Annotated in this window: 15 protein-coding genes; 7 read left to right on the plus strand and 8 right to left on the minus strand. The window is 61.4% G+C overall.

Translation table 11 applies throughout. From position 1 onward, the window contains the following. Nucleotides 1-97 precede the first annotated feature (97 nt). Genes treY through AC1RNA_RS15965 form a run of 6 tightly spaced genes read right to left on the minus strand, consistent with a single transcriptional unit; the run spans nt 98 to nt 14,156 of the window. Entirely contained in the window at nt 98-2,899 is a 2,802-nt protein-coding gene (gene treY, locus AC1RNA_RS15940; RefSeq protein ID WP_492951725.1) for a malto-oligosyltrehalose synthase, read from the minus strand. Nucleotides 2,900-2,912: 13 nt separating this feature from the next. Then, nucleotides 2,913-4,658, minus strand: coding sequence for a malto-oligosyltrehalose trehalohydrolase (treZ, locus tag AC1RNA_RS15945; RefSeq protein WP_492951726.1), 1,746 nt, complete (start codon nt 4,656-4,658; stop codon nt 2,913-2,915). Next, entirely contained in the window at nt 4,655-6,727 is a 2,073-nt protein-coding gene (glgX, locus tag AC1RNA_RS15950; RefSeq protein ID WP_492951781.1) for a glycogen debranching protein GlgX, read from the minus strand. Before glgX ends, treZ begins: the two co-directional genes overlap by 4 nt. Further along, nucleotides 6,727-8,874, minus strand: coding sequence for a 1,4-alpha-glucan branching protein GlgB (glgB, locus tag AC1RNA_RS15955; protein WP_492951727.1), 2,148 nt, complete (start codon nt 8,872-8,874; stop codon nt 6,727-6,729). The genes glgX and glgB overlap by 1 nt, the downstream gene beginning before the upstream one ends. Next, complete coding sequence (gene treS / locus AC1RNA_RS15960; RefSeq protein ID WP_492951728.1) at nt 8,871-12,161, minus strand: maltose alpha-D-glucosyltransferase; 3,291 nt, start codon at nt 12,159-12,161, stop codon at nt 8,871-8,873. The genes glgB and treS overlap by 4 nt, the downstream gene beginning before the upstream one ends. Nucleotides 12,162-12,170: 9 nt before the next feature. Further along, nucleotides 12,171-14,156: an alpha-1,4-glucan--maltose-1-phosphate maltosyltransferase gene (locus tag AC1RNA_RS15965; protein WP_492951729.1), complete on the minus strand. Its 1,986-nt coding sequence runs from the start codon at nt 14,154-14,156 to the stop codon at nt 12,171-12,173. A gap of 146 nt (nt 14,157-14,302) precedes the next feature. Here AC1RNA_RS15965 and malQ point away from each other — a divergent pair, with 146 nt between their 5' ends. The 4 genes from malQ to AC1RNA_RS15985 all read left to right on the plus strand — a co-directional run bounded on the left by malQ (nt 14,303) and on the right by AC1RNA_RS15985 (nt 19,208). Beyond that, complete coding sequence (gene malQ / locus AC1RNA_RS15970; RefSeq protein ID WP_492951730.1) at nt 14,303-16,234, plus strand: 4-alpha-glucanotransferase; 1,932 nt, start codon at nt 14,303-14,305, stop codon at nt 16,232-16,234. Nucleotides 16,235-16,325: 91 nt separating this feature from the next. Beyond that, nucleotides 16,326-16,490: a DUF3309 family protein gene (locus AC1RNA_RS15975; RefSeq protein WP_275246523.1), complete on the plus strand. Its 165-nt coding sequence runs from the start codon at nt 16,326-16,328 to the stop codon at nt 16,488-16,490. Between the two features lie 254 nt (nt 16,491-16,744). Next, nucleotides 16,745-17,557, plus strand: a complete 813-nt coding sequence (locus tag AC1RNA_RS15980; RefSeq protein WP_492951782.1) for a dienelactone hydrolase family protein — start codon at nt 16,745-16,747, stop codon at nt 17,555-17,557. Nucleotides 17,558-17,636: 79 nt separating this feature from the next. Continuing rightward, entirely contained in the window at nt 17,637-19,208 is a 1,572-nt protein-coding gene (locus AC1RNA_RS15985) for an adenylate/guanylate cyclase domain-containing protein (protein ID WP_492951731.1), read from the plus strand. A 6-nt stretch (nt 19,209-19,214) separates the two neighbouring features. On the opposite strand, the gene AC1RNA_RS15990 is transcribed toward AC1RNA_RS15985, so the two are convergent. Next, on the minus strand, nt 19,215-19,457 hold the full coding sequence (locus AC1RNA_RS15990; protein WP_009340274.1) for a DUF2188 domain-containing protein: 243 nt from the start codon (nt 19,455-19,457) through the stop codon (nt 19,215-19,217). A 365-nt stretch (nt 19,458-19,822) separates the two neighbouring features. Here AC1RNA_RS15990 and AC1RNA_RS15995 point away from each other — a divergent pair, with 365 nt between their 5' ends. Then, nucleotides 19,823-20,164 carry a hypothetical protein gene (locus AC1RNA_RS15995; RefSeq protein WP_492951732.1) on the plus strand — a complete coding sequence of 114 codons (342 nt, stop codon included), beginning with the start codon at nt 19,823-19,825 and terminating at the stop codon, nt 20,162-20,164. Further along, complete coding sequence (locus AC1RNA_RS16000; RefSeq protein WP_009340276.1) at nt 20,164-20,439, plus strand: GIY-YIG nuclease family protein; 276 nt, start codon at nt 20,164-20,166, stop codon at nt 20,437-20,439. Before AC1RNA_RS15995 ends, AC1RNA_RS16000 begins: the two co-directional genes overlap by 1 nt. A 6-nt stretch (nt 20,440-20,445) precedes the next feature. On the opposite strand, the gene AC1RNA_RS16005 is transcribed toward AC1RNA_RS16000, so the two are convergent. Then, nucleotides 20,446-21,288 carry an AAA family ATPase gene (locus AC1RNA_RS16005; RefSeq protein WP_492951733.1) on the minus strand — a complete coding sequence of 281 codons (843 nt, stop codon included), beginning with the start codon at nt 21,286-21,288 and terminating at the stop codon, nt 20,446-20,448. Between the two features lie 173 nt (nt 21,289-21,461). Here AC1RNA_RS16005 and AC1RNA_RS16010 point away from each other — a divergent pair, with 173 nt between their 5' ends. After that, complete coding sequence (locus AC1RNA_RS16010; RefSeq protein WP_492951783.1) at nt 21,462-22,637, plus strand: vWA domain-containing protein; 1,176 nt, start codon at nt 21,462-21,464, stop codon at nt 22,635-22,637. Nucleotides 22,638-22,649: the final 12 nt, after the last annotated feature.

Raw genomic sequence — 22,649 nt, forward strand, 5'->3', positions numbered from 1 at the left:
ATATTGGCCTTTGGAGTGATTGAATTCCGCAAGGGTCAGCAAATAATCGCGATCCGCGGGGGAAGGGAACCAGACCTTTGAGTCGGCACAACGTCCGCTAGGCCGCCCGGCCATGATCCCGGGCGGCCTTTTTATGTGTGCGTTTGACCGTGGCTTCGCGCGCCGCGACCGGAAGGGTAGCGAACAGCTCGCTGAGAGGCAGCCCGGCGCGGGTTGCGCCGTTCACATGAAATCCGTCGATTCTGACAGCGCCTTCGATGGCGCCGTTCGGCCATGTACGGCCTCCATCGGTGAATGGCGCAAACCATCGCCTCGCCGCGACGATCACTGCTTCCTTGCGGTGAACACGCGCGAACGCGATGACGTGATCGCGATGCGGGCCGGTGATTTCCAGCGGCAGATAACTGCCGCTTTCGAACACGCCGGAATGGGCCTTGCGCAGCGCCAGCAGATGATGCGTCCATGCGAGTTTGATGCGGCCATCGGTGGCGTTGGCGATCAAATCGTCCCAGCGCGGCTCCGTTGCGACGTCCGCAAGCGCCATCTCGCGCGCCTTGAAATCGACGGGGCGGCGGTTGTCGGGATCGACGAGAGAGTAATCCCAAAATTCCGTGCCCTGATAGAAGTCCGGCACACCCGGCATCATCGCCTTGAGCGCGAGTTGTGACAGCGAGTTGAGAATGCCGATCAGCGATACGCGCCGGGCAAAGGCATCGATCGACGACAGGAATTCGGGTGATTGGCCCGCATCGAGAATCCGCTCCAGAAAAATCTCCACGCCGCGTTCGTAGGCGGGTTGCGGATTGAGCCAGCTTGTTTCGGCCTTCGCCTCGCGCGCCGCTTTGATCGCGTAGGCTTTCATGCGGGCGAGAAAGTCGGCATCGATGGTTTGCGGCCATGCGCCGATCAGAGCCTGGTAAAGCATGTATTCGAAGGCGGGCGAGGGCGCGCGCATGTTGCCCTCAGTCACGATGTGGCGGGCGTTGAACGATTTCCAGCGCCCGACAAGGCTTGCCCATTCGCCAGCCAGCTCCGACAGCACAAGGAGGCGGGCACGGGCATCCTCGCCGCGCTTGGTATCGTGCGTGGCCGTTGCCGTCATGCCGTGAGGTGAATCCTTGGCACGCGCCTGCATGGCGTCGTGAAACGTTTTCACGGGAAGCGAGGTCGCGGCGGCATCGCCGCCGACCTCGTTCAGCGCGAGCAACCGGTGGTAGCGGTAGAAGGCGGTGTCCTCCAGCGACTTCGCCATCATCGGCCCGGTGAACTGCTGCACCTTCAACGTAAAGCGCCGGACGCGGTTTCGGCCATGGGTGGCTCGACGGGTCGCGCGCTCCGGCGCGACAAGGTCGAGCGTAAGGACATCTTGCAGGAAATCGAAAATGCCCTCATTGGCCCCGAACCAGTCGGCTCTCGCCTTCTCAATGGTGTCCGCGATCAGCGCGCGGTCGTTCGGTGCAGGGCCGCCCGCCGTGATGTAGGTGCGATAGACCGGAAAATGCAGCACATACAATTCCAGCGCCTGCCGCAGGCTGTCTGCGGAAAAATCGCGGGTCGCGTAGTGGCCGCCGGCGATGCGCGCCAGAAGCCGCGCCAGCACGGTGAATTCGCTCGCGAGTAGCGTTTCCATCACGCGCTGCTTGGCGGCCCGCAGCACGGGATCGAAACTCGGCGCGATGTTGCTCGCCTGCCGCCATGTCTCATCGAGCGTGTCGAGACCTTTATCCCCCAGCAGGACGCGAGAGATCAGGTTGAGCCATTCATATCCGGTGGTGCCCTGCATGCCCGCGAATGCCGGCAGGGCCTCGCCTTCGCCGAGGATCTTTTCCATCACCAGATAGAACGACTCGCGGTTTTCTCCCTGCGCTTCCCGGATCAACCGCAGCAGGCGCTGGCAATATTGCGCGGGGTCGCGAAGCCCATCGATGTGATCGAGGCGAATGCCTTGCAATTTGCCTTCGGCCACCAGCCGCCGGACAAGAGCGTGAATAGCCTTGAATGTCTGGAGATTTTCAACTCGCAATCCGGCGAGCGTATTGATGTCGAAGAAGCGGCGATAGTTGATCTCGCTGGTCGCAAGCCGCCAGTGGCCGAGCCTGTAGTGCTGCCGTTCGAGGAGATAGTGCAATGCTTTTGTTTGCGCTTCGCGCCCTTTGCCCGCACGGTAGGCGCCGAGGCCGCGCGTGATGACCGCGTCCGCGCCATCGATGGCGCGCAACGCAGCCTTGAAGGCGGGCGCTTCCAGGCGGTTGGGGCGGCGCAAACCGGTATAGCGCGTGGCCAGATCGAGAATGGCGCGTCCGGCAACATCGTGTTCGGCTTGCGCTTCGCCGACGATGACGCGCAGGATCTCGCTGTAACGTTCAGGTGCGATGGGAAGCCGGTGTTCGTAGTACCAGGCGGAGAAGCTGCCTTCTTTAGGGTCGTAGCGCAGTTCGATCTCGCCGCCATCCAGCGCCTTGCCGTAAGAGGTGCCGAGGATCGGCAGCAGCACGCCACCCTTGGCGCGATAGGGTAAGAGATCCCAATCGATATCGAAAAAATCCGCATAGGGCGACGTCTCGCCCCATTCCAGCACGTCGAGCCACCATGGGTTATCGGCGAAATGCACGCCCATATGATTGGGCACGAAATCGAGGATCAAGCCGAGATCGTTCTGTTTCAGTGTGCTGCTGAATCGCTCGAAGGCGGCTTCGCCTCCCAGTTCGGGGTTGAGGACATTGTGATCGACAATGTCGTAGCCGTGCTGGCTGTGCGCGCGCGCTTTCAGGAAAGGAGAAGCATAGACATGGCTGATGCCGAGCGCCTTCAGATAAGGGACGACAGCGGCGGCATCGTCGAACGTGAAATTTTCGTTGAGTTGCAGCCGGTAGGTGGCGCGTGGAATCGCAGATGGCATCACATGGGCTTCCTCATATGGGCTCCATTGTCCAGCAGACCCCCCATGGTGCGAAGATGCCGGGTTCGCCCCAGATCATGTGCCCGCCGCGCGGTGTTTCTTTTGCGCTCGGTTCGGATGAAAGGTTGGCCGTCAGCGTCAGAAGCCGATCACCCAGAGTCCATGATGCAAACAGAACGCCGTCCGGCTCGAAAGAGGCTTCTTCGAAAGACGCCGCGCGCAAATGTGGAACGATATGTTGCCGCCGAACGGCGAGCAGCCTGCGCATGAGATCGTGCCGGCGCTGCCCATCAGGCTTTTGCAAGTCCTGCCAGTTCAATTTCGCGGAGATGAAGCTGGCTTGAGCGAGTGGATCGGGGATTTCGTCTCCGAACGCCTCGTAAGCCTTTTTGAATTCACGACGCCGCCCGTCGCGCACGGCTTGCGCGAGATCGCCTTGGAAATCGCAGAAAAACGGAAAGGGGGTCGTCGCGCCCCACTCCTCGCCCATGAATATCATCGGCGGCATCGGCGCGAGCAGGGTGATCGCCAGCGCGGCCTCGATGGCCGCGGGGTGAGCGGCAAGCCGGTCGCCAAGTGCGCGGTTGCCGATCTGGTCGTGGTTCTGAATAAAGTTCACGAAGGCGGCGGGCGAGAGATTGCCGCTCGGCTCGCCGCGCAGGGCGTTGTCACGATGCGTTGACGGCTCGCCCTGATAGGCGAAGCCGGACTCAAGCGCGCGAACGAGATAAGGCAGCGGCGGCTGATAGTCCTGATAGTAGCCGAATTTTTCGCCGGTCAGTAAAACATGCCAGGCGTGGTGGTAGTCGTCATTCCACTGCGCGCGATATTTTCCCGCAGGCGGGTCAGCGAATGGGTCGAGCAGGCTGGCACGATTATCGTCGTTCTCCAGTACGAGATGGATGTGCCGGCCGCTGCTGCGCGCGAGCGCACCGGCGGCCACGCTGATATCGCGCAGCAGCAGATCCTCTGCCGTCTCGATTGCGTGCACGGCATCCAGCCGCAGTCCGTCGAAGCGGTAGGTACGCAGCCAGTGCAGCGCGTTCTCGACCGCGAATTGGCGCACTTGTGGCACGCGATAATCGATCGCGTTGCCCCACGGAGTCTGCGCTGGTGAGAAGAAGGGTGGCGCGTAGAGGCCAAGATAATTCCCCTCTGGCCCGAAGTGGTTGTAGACGACATCGAGAAACACCATCAGTCCGCGCAGGTGCGCTTCGTCGATCAGCGCCTTGAGATCGTCGGGGTGGCCATAGCTGGAATCCGGCGCGTACCACAGCGCGCCGTCATAGCCCCAGTTCCAGCGGCCGGGAAAATCCGCCACCGGCATCAATTCCAGCGCGGTGATGCCGGTTTCGACCAGATGGTCGAGCTTGCCGATCATCGCGCGACAGGTGCCTTCCGGCGTGAACGTGCCGATATGAGTCTCGAGAAAGACGGCGTCTTCCCACGGCCGCCCGCGCCAGTTCGTGGCGCGCCAGTTGTAGCTGTGATGATCGATCACTTCGCTGGGGCCGGCGATATCTTCCGGCTGGAAGGACGAGGCGGGATCTGGCACTTCCGTTTCGCCGTCGATCAGGAAGCGATAGCGCGTGCCCGCGCCAATCTCCGCAACCTCTCGTGTAAACCACCCTTCGCTTTCACGCTGCATCTCATGCGTCGCGCCATCGAGCAGGACATCGACCCGTTTCGCGGCGGGCGCCCAGAGCCGGAACGTAACGCCGTCGGAAGTTAGCCGTGGGCCGAAGGAGGAGCCATTCATGCAGCCCCCGAGAATGCCAGCACCGATCGCGGAGGCGCGTTTGCCGTGGTGCCGGATGCAACGCTGCCGTTCGCTTCCAGCGTGGTGGTATCAAGCACGCAAGACCATTTTGTATATTCGGGCAGCTTCGGCAAAGTGAACTCGATCGGCTCGGGTGCGGCGTTCAGCACGATAAACAATGGCGGCTCGCCTTGTTCCTTGGGACCGAGCACGTAAGAGAGAAATCGCCCTTCCGGAAAATTCCAGTCGGCTTCCTCCATCTCGTTGGCCTGCGGCGTCAGCCACAACACGCCGTAGGTTCCGTCCGCCTTCAATCCGTCAACCCATTGGCGAGAGCGCAGTTGCGGAAAGTGCGCGCGCAGCGCGGTCAGCTTGCCGATGAAATCGGTGAGATCGTCGCCGTCCTGCCCGACGCCGTTCCAGTTCACCCAGCCGATCTCGTTGTCCTGACAATAGGCGTTGTTGTTGCCCTGCTGGCTGTTGCCGGCCTCATCGCCGGCCAGCAGCAGCGGTACGCCTTGCGCGAGGAACAGGCAGGCGAGCTGGTTTTTCCGCAATTGTCGCCGCAGCGCGACGATGGCTTCGTCGTCAGTCGGGCCTTCATGGCCGCAATTGTTGCTGTGATTGTCGTTGGAGCCGTCACGGTTGTCTTCGCCGTTGGCTTCGTTGTGTTTCTCGTTGTAGCTGAACAGGTCCATCAGGGTGAAGCCGTCATGCACCGTGATGTGGTTGATGCTCGCCTGCGGCGTGCGGCCGTCATGATTGAACAGGTCGGACGAGCCCGTCATGCGGCGGCCGAGGTCGCCGAGCAGGCTGCCTTCGCCCGCCCAATAGCGACGCAGCGTGGAGCGATAGCGGTCGTTCCACTCCGACCATTGCGAGGGATACGCGCCGACCTGATAACCGCCGAGGCCGACGTCCCACGGCTCGGCCACCAGCTTCACGGTGGCCAGCACCGGGTCTTGCCGCACGGCGGTGAGGAATGCGCCGCCACGGTCGAAGCCGTTCGGTCCGCGTGCCAGCGTGCTGGCGAGATCGAAGCGGAAGCCGTCGACATGGCAGACGTCGACCCAGTAGCGCAGCGAATCCATCACCATCTGCAACACACGCGGATGGGAGAGGTTGAGCGAATTGCCGGTGCCGGTGAAGTCGTCATAGAATCGCGGCTTGTCCGGCATCAGCCAGTAATAAGACAGGTTGTCGATGCCACGGAATGACAGCGTCGGGCCGAGGTGGTTGCCTTCGGCGGTGTGGTTATAGACCACGTCGAGCATCACCTCGATTCCGGCGTCGTGCAGCCGCGCCACGGCGGTGCGGAAGGAATCCAGCGCGCTGTTGTTGGCATAACGCGCTTCGGGCGCAAAGAAGGCGATGGAGTTATAGCCCCAGTAGTTGGAGAGCTTTTTCTCCACGAGATGTCGGTCGTCGACGAAACCGTGGATCGGCAGAAGCTCGATGGTGGTGACGCCAAGGCGTTTGAGGTGATCGACCACGGCGGGGCACGACAGCGCGCCGAATGTGCCGCGCAGATGTGGCGGCACGCCGTCGCGGGTCTGGGTCAATCCCTTGACGTGTGCCTCATAGATAATGGTGTCGGCCCAAGCCACGTTCGGCCGGTTCTCGCGGCGCCCCCAGTTGAAGGTTTCGTCGATCACGACAGCCTTCGGCATGCCGCGGGCATTGTCGCGGCGGTCGAACGACAGATCCTCGCGCGAACTGCCGGTGCGATAGCCGAAATGCGCGTCGCTCCAGACAAGGCGCCCGGCGAGGCGCTTGGCGTAAGGATCGATCAATAGCTTGTGGCAGTTGAAGCGATGGCCGTGGTCCGGGGCGTATGGGCCATGAACGCGATAGCCATAGAGCTGGCCCGGCGACACGTCGTTGAGATAGCCGTGCCAGACGTCTTCGGTGCGTTCGGGCAGCGCGATGCGCTCGATTTCGCGGCGGCCCTGATTGTCGAACAGACATAGTTCGACGCTCTGCGCGTTCGCTGAGAACAATGCGAAATTGGTGCCCCGGCCGTCCCAGGTCGAACCAAGACGGGTATGCGTGCCGGCGGACAGGCGCATCATTCGCCGTCCGGCACGAGATAGATGGCGGCGAGCGGCGGAATGGTAAGATCGAGGTGCGGCACAAGACCTTCCAGCGTCTCGCGGCCTCCGACATTGCCTTTATTACTGCCGCCGTAATGCGCGGAGTCGGAGTTGAACACCTCACGCCATCGGCCGGGGAAGGGCACCCGGACGCGATAATCCTCATAGAGATTGGGCGAGAAATTCACCACGACGAGGCAGCGCTGGCGCGGAGCATTGCCCTTGCGCATCCAGGCGAACACGTTGTGGTCGGCATCGTTGGTGATGATCCATTCAAATCCAGCGGGATCACAGTCCAGTTCGTGCAGCGCAGGCAACTGGCGGTAGAGGTTATTGAGGTCGCGCACCAGAGCCTGAATGCCGCGATGACGATCCTGATCGAGCAGATGCCAGTCGAGCGAGTGATCGTGATCCCATTCGCGCTCCTGCCCGAATTCCGAGCCCATGAATATCAGCTTCTTGCCGGGATGGGCGAACATGAAAGCGTAGTAGGCGCGCAGATTGGCGAAACGCTGCCAGTCGTCACCGGGCATGCGACCGAGAATCGAGCGTTTGCCATGGACGACTTCGTCATGCGACAGCGGCAGGATGAAGTTTTCCGAGAACGCGTAATGCAGGCCGAACAGGATTTGGTCGTGATGATATTTGCGGTGGATCGGGTCCTTGCTGATGTAGTCCAGCGTGTCGTGCATCCAGCCCATGTTCCATTTGTAGCCGAAGCCGAGCCCGCCGAACTCGACAGGGCGCGACACCTGCGGCCATGCGGTGGACTCTTCGGCGGCGGTCGTCGCGTGCGGAAATTTCGCGAATACTTCGGTGTTGAAGCGACGCAGGAATTCGATGGCTTCGATGTTTTCGCGGCCGCCATATTTGTTCGGAATCCATCCGCCGGGCGGGCGGCTGTAATCGAGATAGAGCATGGAGGCGACGGCATCGACGCGCAGGCCGTCGACGCCGTAACGTTCCAGCCAGAACAGCGCATTCGACACCAGGAAATTGGTCACTTCCGTGCGCCCGTAATTGTAGATCAGCGTGCCCCAGTCGAGATGGCGGCCCTGTAGCGGGTTGGCGTGTTCGTAAAGCGCGGTGCCATCGAAATAGCCGAGGCCGTGGCGGTCGTCGGGGAAGTGGCCCGGCACCCAGTCAAGTAGCAGCGCGAGCCCTTCCGCGTGGCAGGCCTCGACGAACGCGGCGAAGTCTTCCGGCGTGCCGAACCGGCTTGTCGGCGCGAACAGGCCGGTCGGCTGGTAGCCCCATGAGCCGTCAAACGGATGCTCGCTGACCGGCAGCAGTTCGATATGAGTGAAGCCCATGTCGCGCGCGTATTTCGGCAGCGTCTCGGCCAGCTCGCGGTAGGTCAGCCACTCATTGCCGTCCCTCCGTCGCCATGAGCCGAGGTGGACCTCGTAGATCGACATCGGCGAGGCGAGAGCGTTGGCCTTCGCAGGCGGGGCTATTTGGGGCGCGAGTTTGCTCTCGTCGAAAATGATGGAAGCGGTGTTGGGACGAAGCTCTGCCTGAAATGCGAGCGGATCGGCTTTCAGCGGCAACTGCTCGCCATGCGGACCAGCCAGGTCGAACTTGTAACGGTTGCCCGTGGTGATGCCGGGGATGAAGATTTCCCAATAGCCGTTGCCGCGCACACGCATGGCGTGCGGGCGGTTGTCCCAGTAATTGAAGTCACCGACCACGCTGACGCGCTTGGCGTTCGGTGCGAACACGACGAAGGCAACGCCGCGCACGCTTTCCAGCGTCATAGGGTGAGCGCCGAGTTTGTCGTAAAGCTGCTGGTGGCGGCCTTCACCGAGGAGGTAGAGATCGAAGTCGCTCAGCACCGGCGGAAAGCGATAGGGATCGTGCAGCTCCACGACGTTGTCGCCGTAATTGGCGCGCAAGCGGTAGGTGCCGACGTCTTTCGGCAGCGCTCCTTCGAACAGGCCTGCGTCGTGCAGCCGCGACAGCTCGGCACGATGCCCCTGTTCGTCGATGGCTTCGACCTGCGAGGCGTGAGGCAGGAAAGCGCGCACGACATTATGCCCGTCCTCCGGGTGCAGGCCCAGATAGCGAAACGGGTCGGAATGGCGACCTTCAAGGATGGCATAGGCTTCGGCGGGGAGAGTCATGTGTCAACTTCCGTTTCGCTCGCAAGAATGCGGAGCGCGCCGTCAAGCGGAACGCTCAGCCAGTCGGGGCGATGTGCGAGTTCGTATCCGATCTCGTAGAACACTTTTTCCAGCAGAAAGAATTTCAACAGCCGCTCCGCTGCCAGCGAATTCTGCGGCCACAGCCGGGCGTCGGTCACACTCTCGCGATAGGCGAACAGGAACGTCTCCGCCGCGATGTCGCGCCAGGTTTCGAGATCGGCGGACAGCGTGTTGATGCCATCGTCGGGGACTGCGGCACGCGCGCGCATCATGGCGGCGCCTGCGGCATAGTCGATCGATCGCAGGAGTCCGGCGACATCGCGCGCGGCGGGAGCCTTGCGGCGGCGTTCCGCGAGCGAGCGGCGTGGCTCGCCCTCGAAATCGATGATCAGAATGTCATCCTTGGCGATCAGCAATTGGCCCAGGTGCAGGTCACCATGATGACGCGCTTTCAGGATCTGCTGCGGTTCGGTCAGGAACGACGCGGTGAGATCGGGCAGGTCGTCTCGATAATGCAGCAAAGCGTCGATCAGCTTGCGGTCGTGTTCCTTGGCGGTCGCGCGATGTTGCTGAAGGCCCTCGAAAACGCGCGTGACGCTGGCGTTGAAATGCTCGCGCCACAATTTCAGGTCATCCGCGGTCGCGGGCTCCGGAGCGAAATCCGGGATGTCGGGGCGACTCGCTAGCGCCATCTGCATTTCCGCGACGCGCCGGCCGATCTGGGTCATGTAGCGCAGCGAATTGATCTGCTCGGAGCTTTCGGATTTCTTTTCCTCGGCGCTGAGCAGGCGGCGTTCTTCCACGAAGCGGTCGAGATAGCTGGCCGCCACCGACCAGGCATCGCCCTGGTTGGGAATGAGACGGTGGATGATGGCCACGGCCGAATGCCTGTCTCCCTCCACAAGCTCGACGCTGCCGAGCAAATCGGGCGTGTTGGCGAAACCCACGACATCAGTGAGGAAGCGGCCCATCTCGATCTCGGGATTGATACCGGCTTCGATCCGCCGATAGAGCTTCACGACGAAAGATTCGTCGACAAGACTCGTGCTGTTGGATTGCTCGGTCTCGACCGCGTGGACGTTTTCGATTTTGACTTCTGGCTCCTGGAGGAGTTTCGCGGTCGGCTCGAACAGCAGTTTGTCGACGCCGTTCGTGGTGGTGCGATTGTGACGCACATTGTCGAGCACCAGTTCGATGAATTCCTTGTCGGTCGCGACATCGAACAGCGTGCCTTCGCGCGCGGCCTGGCGGACGGCGGCAAGCGCATTGGGGTTGTAGCGTTCGCGGTCGAATCTCACCCAGTCGACGCGGATCGGCAGCGTGTAGCGTTGCATCTTGCCGTGCTGCATGGATTCGAAAATCGCAAGCCATGAACGGGATGCGCCATCCTCCGTCACGGGGATGGCGGAGGTGACCTTGGTGCTGATCGCATAGGCGGAGCGCTGGGGGAACCAGCGGGTGCGCGCCAGATGCACGGGCAGTACGTCACGCTCGAAGATGCGGCGGGTCCGCTCCAGCGTGACCCATGTGGAGCCCGCCGGCACCACCAGCGTCTCGAATTCAGGGAAAGGTTCGTGCTTCGACGGCTCGGGCTGCTTTTCTTCCAGCTTGAACCAGTAGAAGCCGTAGGGCGCGAGCGTGATGAGATAAGGCAGTTCGCCGATGGCCGGGAAAGTGGTGCGGCCGAGCATTTCCAGCGGAACGCGATCCTTCCATGGCGCGAGATTGAGTTCGGTCGCCTGTGCCGAGCGCGACAGGTTGGCGATGCAGAGGATGGTCTCGTCCTCATACTGGCGGACGTAAGCGACGGTGGCCCGATTGGTCGGGCGGATGAAGGTGATGCTGCCGCGCCCGAACGCCTTGCTGGTCTTGCGCACCGAGATCAGCCGCTTGGTCCAGCTCAACAGCGACGACAGGCTGCGCGACTGCGCCTCGACGTTGACGGATTCGTAGCCGTAGACCGGGTCCATGATCGGCGGCGCATAAAGCCGCGCGGGATCGGAGCGCGAGAAGCCGCCGTTGCGATCCGGTGTCCACTGCATCGGCGTGCGGACGCCGTTACGGTCACCGAGATAGATATTGTCGCCCATGCCGATCTCGTCGCCGTAATAGATGATCGGCGTGCCGGGGAACGACATCAGAAGTGAGTTCATCAGTTCGATCTTGCGCCGGTCGTTGTCCATCAGCGGCGCGAGGCGGCGGCGAATGCCCACATTGATGCGCGCGCGCGGATCGTTGGCGTAGGTCGACCACAGATAGTCGCGCTCGACGTCCGTCACCATTTCGAGCGTCAGTTCGTCGTGATTGCGCAGGAACAGCGCCCACTGGCAGTTATCGTGGATTTCCGGCGTCTGCCGCAGGATGTCGGTGACGGGAAAGCGATCTTCCTGCGCGATCGCCATGTAGAAGCGTGGCATCAGTGGGAAGTGGTAGGCCATGTGGCACTCGTCGCCATCGCCGAAATATTGCTGCACGTCTTCCGGCCACTGGTTGGCCTCGGCGAGCAGCACCTTGCCCTTGGCGTAGGCGTCGAGTTCGGCGCGCAGCCGCTTGATGACGGCATGCGTCTCGGGAAGGTTTTCGTTGTTGGTGCCTTCGCGCTCGCAGAGATAGGGAATGGCGTCGAGCCGGAAGCCGTCAACGCCGGCATCGAGCCAGCGCTTCATCACCTGCACGACGGCACTGACCACGCGCGGGTTGTCGAAATTGAGGTCCGGCTGATGCGAAAAGAAGCGATGCCAGTAATAGGCGCCGGCTTCCGCGTCCCATGCCCAGTTCGACTTCTCGGTGTCGGTGAAGATGATCCGGGTCTCGAGATATTTCTGGTCGGTGTCGCTCCACACATACCAGTTGCGGGCGCTCGATCCCGGAGGCGAGCGGCGCGCGCGCTTGAACCAGACGTGCTGGTCGGAGGTGTGGTTGATGACGAGTTCGGTGATGACGCGCAGCCCGCGCCGCTTGGCCTCGGTGATGAAGCGGCGGAATTCCTTCATGGTGCCGAAGTCGGGATTGATCGCGCCATAGTCCGCGATGTCGTAGCCGTCATCACGGCCCGGCGAAGGGTAGAACGGCAGCAGCCACAGGCAGGTGACGCCCAACTCCTGCAAATAATCGAGCTTCTCGGTCAGTCCGGGAAAATCACCGATGCCGTCATTGTTGCTGTCGGCGAACGCCTTGACGTGCAACTGGTAGATGACGGCGTCCTTGTACCAAAGCTCGTCGGCTTCGCTTTGCGGCATCTCGGCAATGGCTGGCATAATGTTCATGGCGTGGCCTCACGCCAGACAACGGAAGAGGGCGGCCGGGTCGCGCGCGGGATCGAGACGCAGATGAACGCCGCCCCATTCCACGCCGTGGCGTTCGCCGGTGATGATGTTTTCAAGTGCTGCGACCGGTAGCAATTGCGTATCGTGGCGCACGTTGATGCTCCCCAGCGGCAGCCAGATATTGTGCGGACCGTGTGACATGGCGATGGCGCCGACAACGACATTGCTGTCGTCGGCTGTCGATTTGGAAAAAGCGATAACGTTGCCATCCTGGATATCGAGAAAATTCAAACGGGCGGTCTGGCGCAGCGCAGGGTTCGCGCGGCGCGCCATGTTGATGGCTGTGATGTAGTCCTTGATGTTGCCGGGTGCGTTCCAGTCCCGCACCTTGATCTCGTATTTTTCCGAGTTGAGGTATTCTTCCTTGCCCGGAATAGGCTCGTGCTCAAGAAGCTCGAAGCCGTTGTAGATGCCGTAACTCGCCGACAGCATCGCCGCGAGCGCGACACGCGACTTGAACATCCACGGCTCGCCGCCCTGCAAATGATAAGGCAGGATATCCGGCGTGTTGACGAAGAAGTTCGGCCGGTAATATTCGCGCTCGGGATAGCCGGTGAGTTCGCGTAAATATTCCTGCATTTCCCATTTCGACGTGCGCCAGGTGAAGTAGGTGTAGGACTGCGAGAAGCCGAGCTTGGCGAGGCCCTTCATCAGCTTCGGGCGGGTGAAAGCCTCGGCGAGAAAAATCACGTTCGGATGCTGAAGCTGGATATCCTTGATCAGCCATTCCCAGAATGGGAACGGCTTGGTGTGTGGATTGTCGACGCGGAAAATGGCGACGCCCTGATCGATCCAGAACCGGATCACGTTGCGCAGCGCGTGCCACAACGCCTGCGCATCGTCGGATTCGAAATCCGGGTTGTGGATGTCTTCGTATTTTTTCGGCGGGTTTTCCGCATAGCGCATCGAGCCGTCGGGGCGGCGCTTGAACCAGTTCGGATGGCTCTTCAGCCACGGGTGATCGGGCGAGCACTGGATGGCGAAGTCGAGCGCGATCTCGAGCCCGTGGTTTTTGGCTTCGCGCACGAGATCGCGGAAATCGTCGAGCGTTCCGAGTTCGGGATGAATGGCATCGTGTCCGCCGCTCTCGTCGCCGATCGCATAGGGTGAGCCGGGGTCGTTCGGTCCGGCCTTCAGCGCGTTGTTTCGGCCCTTGCGGTTGGTGTGGCCGATCGGGTGGATCGGCGTGAAATACAGCACGTCGAATCCCATCGCAGCGATATCGGGCAGGCGGGCGATGCAGTCGCGGAAGGTACCGTGCCGCCCCGGCACCGTGCCCTGGCTGCGCGGGATCATTTCGTACCACGCGCCTTCCACGGCGCGGGCACGATCAACCATCAGCGGGAAAGGCTTGGATTGCGTCAGGTCGGTGCGAATCTGGCTTTCGGCCATCGCCTGTTCGACCTCGTCTGTCAAAAGAGACGCGATGTCTCCATTTTGCAGGAAGGCTTCGCAAGCCGTCGTAATCGTCAGCGCGCTCGCCTTGTCGTGCGGATCGGCGCGCGTCATCATCGCAGCACCTTCCAGCGCGTCGAGTGAGACGTCCTGACCGGCATCCATCTTCGCCATCACGCCGTGCCGCCATGTCGCGAAGGCGTCGGTCCATGCCTCGATGACATAGAGATGACGGCCCACGGTTTGTGGGGTGAACGTGCCGGTCCAGCGGTCGTTGCCGTGCAGTTGCATCGGCGCGCGCTGCCATTCGTTGTCCGTTTCCAGCCGCCAGCAGAGGGCTGCGGCCGCGATGTCGTGTCCGCCGCGGAAAATATCGGCCCAGACCTCGACCGGCTCGCCTGCGATGCGCTTCACCGGGAAGCGTCCGTCGTCAACGCAGGGGAAAACATCCTCGATATGAAAAACACCGTTATCGGGGGACGTTGCCGGAAAGATGCCCGATTGTTGTTCAACTTTTTTGATGGGCGGAAGCACGGACATCCGGGGCGCCTTGTCGCGAATTGGGTGGGTGTCCCTTACCAATGGCGCAGATCACGAATGGTTCCCCTGGAACGGATTTAAGTGTGGCAGGTTAGCCGTAAGCTCGAACTATGCATGAGACCTGCCTTCATCCCCGGTGCGACAGAATGGATTTGTCTGAAAAAGTGTCCCGATACGGGATCGAAGCGAGCTTTATCGACGGCACCGGACAGACCCATACGATCGACGAACAGACTTTCCATCAGGTCGCGGAAGCGTTGGGGCAGGCGCCGTCGTTGTCCGCGCCGATTGTCATCCGCTGCGTGGATGGCGTGGATATCGATCATCTCGTCACGCGGCTGTCGCATCTGCATGACTGGCAGATCTTCGATTCCGATGCTCACCTGATCTTATCATCCGGCGCGGCGTCAGAGGCGCGGCTTCCTTTCGGGGTCTATCGTCTGCGCGGGCGGCACAGCGAGGCGGTGGAAACATCTCTCATCGTCGCACCGGAGCGAGCCTATGAAGGCGAGTTCGATCGTCGATGGCTTCTGGCGGTGCAGCTCTATGGCATCCGCTCGCACCGGAATTGGGGAATCGGTGACTTCTCCGACCTGCAGACCTTGATGCGATGGGCGGCAAGCCTGGGCGCGGCAGGCGTCGGCCTCAATCCGTTACACGCGTTGTTCGATGACGAGGCGGAGGATTGCAGCCCGTATTCGCCGAACAGCCGCCTGTTTCTGAATTGCATCTACATCGATGTCGCGGCGCTGCCGGAATTACCGGAATATTTCACGGCAGAGAACCGAGCGGAGATCGAGCGGCTGCAAAATTCCGAACTGGTGGATTATGCGGGTGTCGCCGCCTTGAAGCAGCGCGCATTGAGACGAGCCTTCGCGCAATTCAAGGCGCGCACCACGCTCAAGCGCAAATCATCTTTTGATGCATTTCGCAAACAGCGCGGACGGACGTTGTCACGCTTCGCCTGTTTTGAGGCGCTGCGCCGGAAATACCGGGCCGCGTGGTGGGAGTGGCCGGAGCCATGGCGGCAGCCGGATGACAATACGCTCGCGGAATTTCGCCGGGGCGATGATGCGGACGACATCGTCTTTACAGAATTCGTGCAGTGGTGCGCGCACGAGCAGTTACAGGCCTGCACCGCGCTGGGCGAAGAGCTTGGTCTCCCGGTCGGGCTTTATCTCGACATTGCGGTCGGCGTGAAGTCCGGCGGGTTCGATGCGTGGAATGAGCAGGCCGCGATTTCACGACGGCTGTCGGTTGGCGCGCCGCCGGACCAGCTCAACACCGCCGGGCAGGATTGGGGCCTCGCAGGCTTCAATACTTCCGGGTTGGAGGCGCGCAGCTTCGCGCCGTTTCGCGACATGCTGGCGGCTTCGATGCGCTATGCCGGCGCGGTGCGGCTGGATCATGTGTTGGGGCTCAACCGCATCTACGTGGTGCCGTCAGGCTTTCCGCCCAATCGCGGCGTCTACATCCGCATGCCGTTCGAGGCCATGCTGGCGAGCGTGGCGATCGAAAGCGTCGCGCATCGCTGCATCATGATCGGGGAAGATCTCGGCACGGTGCCGGATGGCTTTCGCGAAAGGCTGGCCGATTGGGCGGTCTGGTCCTACCGTGTGCTGGTTTTCGAGCGTGGCGAAGGCGGCGCGTTCAACGGGCCTGACAGCTACCCCGCACGCGCGCTGGTCACGTTCGGCACGCATGATCTTGCGACATTCGCGGGCTGGCGGAGTGGGCACGACATCGCGCTCAAGCAATCGCTGCACATCGATCCGGGCGAAAGCCCTGGCGACCGCGATAATGCCGTCGGTCTGCTTGAGCGTGCGCTGGATATAAAGAGTGGCCAGACGAGGGGATTTGAGTCGATATTGTCCTATCTCGCCCAAACCCCGTCGCGTCTCCTCGGCGTTGCGATCGAAGATCTGTTCGGCGTGCTGGATCAGCCGAATGTGCCGGGCACGACCAATGAACACCCGAACTGGCGGCGCAAGCTGCCATGGCCGCTTGAGGCGTGGGACGCTCACATCGATGTTAACGGACTCACGGAAGCGTTGCGGTCGCGGATTGTATCGCATTGATTGGATTGAAATACGTAACCGAGGTTGCGTTTTCGGGAACGAAATTTTTCGTGGCCTGTTGGAGTGACGTCACGGGATTGAGGAGATCCATATGTCACTCGGCACGATTATTCTGATTATTCTGATTATTGCTCTGCTTGGCGGTTTCAGCGGCATTGGCGGCGGCCCGTTCTACGGCACCGGCTATTACGGCGGCGGCGGGCTTGGTCTCGTCATTATTATTCTTGTAATCCTGCTATTGATGGGGCGCATCTGACGTCCATCGGATTTGAAAAGCCCGCCTGTTCAGGCGGGCTTTTTGCTGGGCGCATAATGCCGCATCTTCCGCTGCTCTCCGGCAGTTGATTTGGCCGAGGCGATTTCAGGTGGTTGATTTACCGCGCCGATGCAGGCGGCATAAGATCGGCTCGGCTATAGCCCCAGAGGGAGTACAAGATGACATCGAATTCGGCATTGGCTTCGGATGAAATCGGCCTGACCAGGGTCGCGCCTTTGACGCGGCGGGGATTCATGACGGCCTCTGCCGCAGCGGCGGCGGGCTATACGCTGGCTGCAGGCCCAGTGCGGGCGGATGTCATCAAGACCGACACCACCGGGCTCGAAACCGGGCCTGCCGCCATCAAGGTTGCGGGCGGGGAGATGCCCGGCTATTTCGCGCGGCCTGCCGGTGTGAAAAACCCACCCGTCATTCTGGTGGCGATGGAGGTGTTCGGGCTGCACGAATACATCAAGGATGTGGTGCGCCGCCTCGCCAAGCTCGGCGCCTTCGCGGTGGCGCCGGATTATTACTATCGTGCGGGCGTCGATCTCACCAAGATCACGGAAATTCCGAAGCTGATGCCGATCGTCAACGCCAAGCCGGACAGCGAATTGCTCTCCGACCTCGACGCCACGGCGGCGTGGGCGAAATCGCAAGGTGGCGATACGGGCCGGCTCGGCATCGTCGGCTTCTGCCGGGGCGGGCGCAGCGTGTGGGAATACGCCGCCCACAGCAGCCAGCTCAAGGCCGGTGTCGCTTTCTACGGTTCGCTGATCGACCCGCCGAACCCGCTCTGGCCAAAAAGCCCGATGCAGTTGGCGGGCGACATGAAGGCCCCTGTGCTTGGCCTCTATGGCGCGGAGGATCAAGGCATTCCGCCCGCTCAGGTCGAGCAGATGAAGGCTGCGCTGGCGGCCGCTGGAAAGACTGCGGAATTCCACATCTTCCCCGGCGCGCCGCACGGCTTCCATGCCGATTACCGGCCGAGCTACCGCAAGGAGCAGGCCGAGCAGGCGTGGGGCGAGATGCAGGCCTGGTTCAGGAAATACAAGGTTCTGACCTGATCTCCGGCTTGCCGTGCCGCCCGGACATGGCCAACAATGGTGAGTGCAAGCCGCAAACGGTTTGCTGTCGGGGGGCACAATGGAAGAGGCTGCAAAGAGGGCGAAGTCCCGCGGCATTGTCGCGGGACTTGTCATTGCGGGGTTGCTGGCGGCGCTGCCGCTCGCGGTCTGGATGGACCTCACCAATCTGACGGAAAGTTCGCTGCGGCGGCAGGCGAGCGATCTGAATTCCGTCATCACCGGCGTGCGGGGATATTACGCTCGCAATATCGTTGCGCGGGTGCTCGCCTCACCCGGCACGACGCAGGTGGTGCACAATTACGAAGAGATCCCGGGCGCGATTCCGATTCCCGCGACCTTGTCGCTCGAACTCGGTGCGGTCATCAGCGACCAGCAGAAGAATATCCATTACCGCTTCGTGTCGGACTATCCCTTCACCAATCGGGCCCCGCACAAGCTCGATGAATTTGAGAAGGCGTCGCTCGCGAGCCTGCGAGAAAACCCCAAGCAGGCGCTGGTGCATTCGGAATGGAGCCCGTTTCATGATCGCGTCCGCTACATTGTTCCAGTGACGATGGGTCCGGCCTGTGTCAGTTGCCACAATACGCATCCGGAAAGCCCGAAGCGCGACTGGAAGGTGGGCGACGTGCGCGCGATTCAGGAGATCGATATTTCCCAGCCAATCGCGGCGAACATGTTTTCGTTCAAATGGCTGCTGGGCTACTTCGTTCTGGCGGCTGTCAGCGGCATTTCGTTCCTGACCCTGCAACTCAAGCAGAGCCGGACGATCCGCCACATGAACACGGAGCTTGAATCGGCGAACGATTTCCTCGCGACGCTATCGATGAAGATTTCGCGCTATATCTCGCCGCAGATCTACACCAGCATTTTCAGTGGCCGGAAGGATGTCACCATTCATACCGAGCGCAAGAAGCTGACGATCTTCTTTTCCGATATCCAGAATTTCACGGCGACGACGGAGCGGCTGCAACCCGAACTGATCACGGAGCTGTTGAACGAATATTTCACCGAGATGTCCGCCATCGCGATGTCCTATGGCGGCACCATCGACAAGTTCATCGGCGATGCGATGCTGATCTTCTTCGGCGATCCCGAAACCAAAGGTGATGTGGCGGATGCGCAGGCCTGCCTGAAGATGGCGTGGGAGATGCAGCGCCGCCTCACGGAGCTGAACGCGAAATGGCGTCATGCCGGAATCGAGGAGCCGTTTCAGGTTCGCATGGGCATCAATTCGGGCTTCTGCAATGTCGGAAATTTCGGCAGCAACGACCGGATGGACTACACCATCATCGGGGCGGAGGCGAACCTTGCGGCGCGACTACAGTCTATTGCAGCGCCCGGACAGATCGTCATCAGCTATGAAACCTATGCGCTGGTGCGGGGCGATGTCGTCGCCCATGAGTTGACGCCGATCACGATGAAGGGGATTTCGCGTCAGGTCGTGCCCTATGCGGTGGACCGTGTGCTGGACGAGGGCAGCGGCAAGCGCGACATCGTGGTGGAACGGATGGCCGGGCTCGATCTTTATTTCAATCCGGGCGCCGTGGCCCCGGCGGATGCCGAGCGGGTGAAGTCCATTCTGGCCGATGCGATGGCGTCGCTGGAAGCCGGGCAGGCAAAACCGGCGTAAGCCGGTTTATTCGTCGGCAACTTCAGTCGAGGGACGGTCGCTGCCTCGGGCCGTTTCCTCGTGCCACTTGCCCTCGGAATCCTCGTATTGGATGACCTCGGTGCGTCCCGGCACCCGCTGTTCCGTGGCGGCAGCCTGGGCGGCATCGTAGGCCGCCTTGCGGCTCGGGAATGTCTCGGAAAACACGCCGTTGGATTTGTAAGCCCAGCCTCCGTCATGTTCGACGATCTGGTAGACGACCTTGGTCATGTTCGCCTCTTGTCTTGTCGTTGTGTCGTTTCTTGATGCTTTCTTGGCACTCAACGCACAGCTCCGGTTCCCGGTTCGCGCCGGACCGGCCTGACAGAACACATGGGAGGCCGCCGGCGGTCCTCAATGGGTGTGGCGTTAAGACTTTCACGCCTTGCAGGTGGAAAAACAGCGTGATGCAGGGGCCGAAATAGACGAGCAGCGAGCGCGCGACACCACATCTTGTCGCGAACGAAACCGGTCATGCTATGAATCGCTGATTCGGGCGCGTTTCGTTCCGCGCGTGTTCCAAAGGTTAAGGCGCGTTGAGATGTCCGTCGCAAAATGGGGCATCGCGCGCCGGGAAATCGAGCCGGGAGAGTCGCATGTGGAAATGGGCCGCTGTGTTCGCGATGACGCTGACATTGATCGGGCAGGCCGTCGCGCAGGACGTGCCCGGCATCGAGATCTGCACCGCCGAGAAAAGCATGGAGCGGCGGACGAGTTGCCTGCAGAGTAATGTCAATTTTCTGATGCGCAGCATCGCGAAGCTGACGCAGGATCACCAGCAGAAGCTCGACGCCGCCAACCGTCAGATCGATGCGCTGAAGGCATCCGTCGTCAGCCTTCAGGCGAAGGTCGGTGAATTGCAGGCGGCGAACGCCGCGAAGGCCGCGCCGCATCCGGCCAAACCGAATGATAAGCCGAAAGAACCGGCCGCGAAATAATGAGCGACGCGCAGCGTGATCCCTGTTTCGTCTATGTGCTCGGCTGCGTGCACAAGGGCCGCACCACCACCTATGTCGGCTGGACCAACGATGTCGAGCGGCGGCTGGCGCAGCATAATTCCGGCACCGGCGCGCGCTCGACGCGCGGGCGCACATGGGCGCTTCTGCATGTGGAGACGTTCGCGACCCGCAACGAGGCGATGAGCCGCGAATGGCATCTCAAGCGCGACCGCGCGTTCCGCAAGCGGCTGACGCAAAAGATAGCGTCCGGGTGAGGCGGGCTACTTCTCCCGCCGATTCAGGAAGGCGACGCGCTCGAACAGGTGCACGTCCTGCTCGTTCTTCAACAGCGCGCCGTGCAGGGGCGGGATCATCTTGCGCGGATCGCTCTCGCGCAGCACGTCTGGCGTAACGTCCTCGTTGAGCAAGAGCTTCAGCCAGTCCAGCAGTTCGGAGGTCGAGGGCTTCTTCTTCAGGCCGGGCATGTCGCGCAGGTCGAAGAACAGCCGCAGCGCCTCGTCCACCAGCCGCTGCTTGATGCCGGGGAAATGCACCTCGACGATCGCCTTCATCGTCTCGACATCCGGAAACTTGATATAGTGGAAGAAGCAGCGGCGCAGGAACGCGTCGGGCAATTCCTTCTCGTTGTTGGAGGTGATGACGATGATCGGCCGTTGCGCGGCCTTGATGGTCTCGCCCGTCTCGTAAACGTGGAATTCCATGCGGTCGAGTTCGAGCAGCAAATCGTTCGGGAATTCGATGTCGGCCTTGTCGATCTCGTCGATCAGCAGCACCGGACGCGTGTCGTGAGTGAACGCCTCCCACAATTTGCCGCGCTTGATGTAATTGGCGATGTCCGACACGCGCGGGTCGCCGAGCTGGCTGTCGCGCAGGCGCGACACCGCATCGTATTCATAAAGACCCTGTTGCGCCTTGGTGGTGGACTTGACGTGCCATGTCAGCAGCGAAGCCTTGAGCCCTTGCGCGATTTCCTCCGCGAGCACGGTCTTGCCGGTGCCGGGCTCGCCTTTCACCAGCAGCGGACGTTGCAGGTAGATCGCCGCGTTGACCGCGATCTTGAGGTCGTCGGTTGCGACGTAATTCTCGGTGCCGGTGAATTTCATGAAACCATACTTGGATCGAGAGGAGGCGCGGGCATTCACGGATGCATATGAAGATGTCTTCCGGAAAAGCCTCGCGAGGCGCTCCCAATGTAGGCAAAAAGCCGCCCCGGTAAAGCGCAAACCTGCATGGTGGTGTGCTTGACGGGCAGCCACCCGTGCGCGAACGTCACACGATGTTTCTGCAATTCTTCACATCGCTGCGGCAGGCCAATGTGCCGGTCACGTTACGCGAGTACCTCACCTTGATGGAGGCGCTCGACGCGGGCCTGCCCGAGCATAATGTGGAGAATTTCTACTATCTGGCACGCGCGGCGCTGGTGAAGGACGAGCGCAATCTCGACAAGTTTGATCGCGTGTTCGGCGAGACTTTCAAGGGGCTGGAGTCCCTGTCGGAGGCGGTCGAGGAAGCCGCGATCCCGGCGGAATGGCTGAAGAAGCTCACCGAAAAATATCTGACCGAGGAGGAGAAAGCCAAGCTCGAGGCGCTCGACTGGAACAAGCTGATGGACACGCTGCGCAAGCGGATGGAGGAGCAGAAGAAGCGCCATCAGGGCGGCACCAAACGGATCGGCACGGGCGGCACCTCGCCGTTCGGCGCTTATGGCTACAACCCCGCGGGCATCCGCATCGGGCAGGACGGAAACCGGAATTTTCGTGCCGTGAAGGTCTGGGACCGCCGCGAGTTCAAGGATCTCGACGGCAATGTCGAACTCGGCGTGCGCAACATCAAGATCGCGTTGCGCCGCTTGCGGAAATTCGCCCGCACCGGGGCTGCCGACGAACTCGATCTCGACACCACCATCAGGCAATCGGCCAATCGTGGTTATCTCGACGTGCATCTGCGGCCCGAACGGCACAACGCGGTCAAGGTGCTGATCTTTTTCGACATCGGCGGGTCGATGGATATGCACGTCGCGCAGGTCGAGGAGTTGTTCTCGGCGGCGCGCACCGAATTCAAGCACATGGAATATTTCTACTTCCACAACTGCCTCTATGAGAGCGTCTGGAAGAACAATCACCGCCGTTTCAACGAACGAATTCCGACATGGGACGTTCTGCATAAATATCCGTCCGACTATAAAGTGATCTTTGTCGGCGATGCGGCGATGAGCCCCTACGAGATCGCGGTGCCGGGCGGCTCTGTCGAGCACGTCAATGCCGAGCCGGGCGCGGTGTGGCTGCAACGGGTGATCCAGACCTATCCGAATGTCGTCTGGCTCAATCCCGAGCAGCGGCGATATTGGGACTATTCGGAATCCACGGCGATGATCCGCAAGCTGTTCGAAAACCGGATGTATGCGCTGACGCTCGAAGGCCTTGAGCAGGCCATTCGCGAGCTGGTGCGATAATTATGGAATGAT

The organism is Afipia sp. GW821-FHT14H12 (assembly GCF_058803465.1).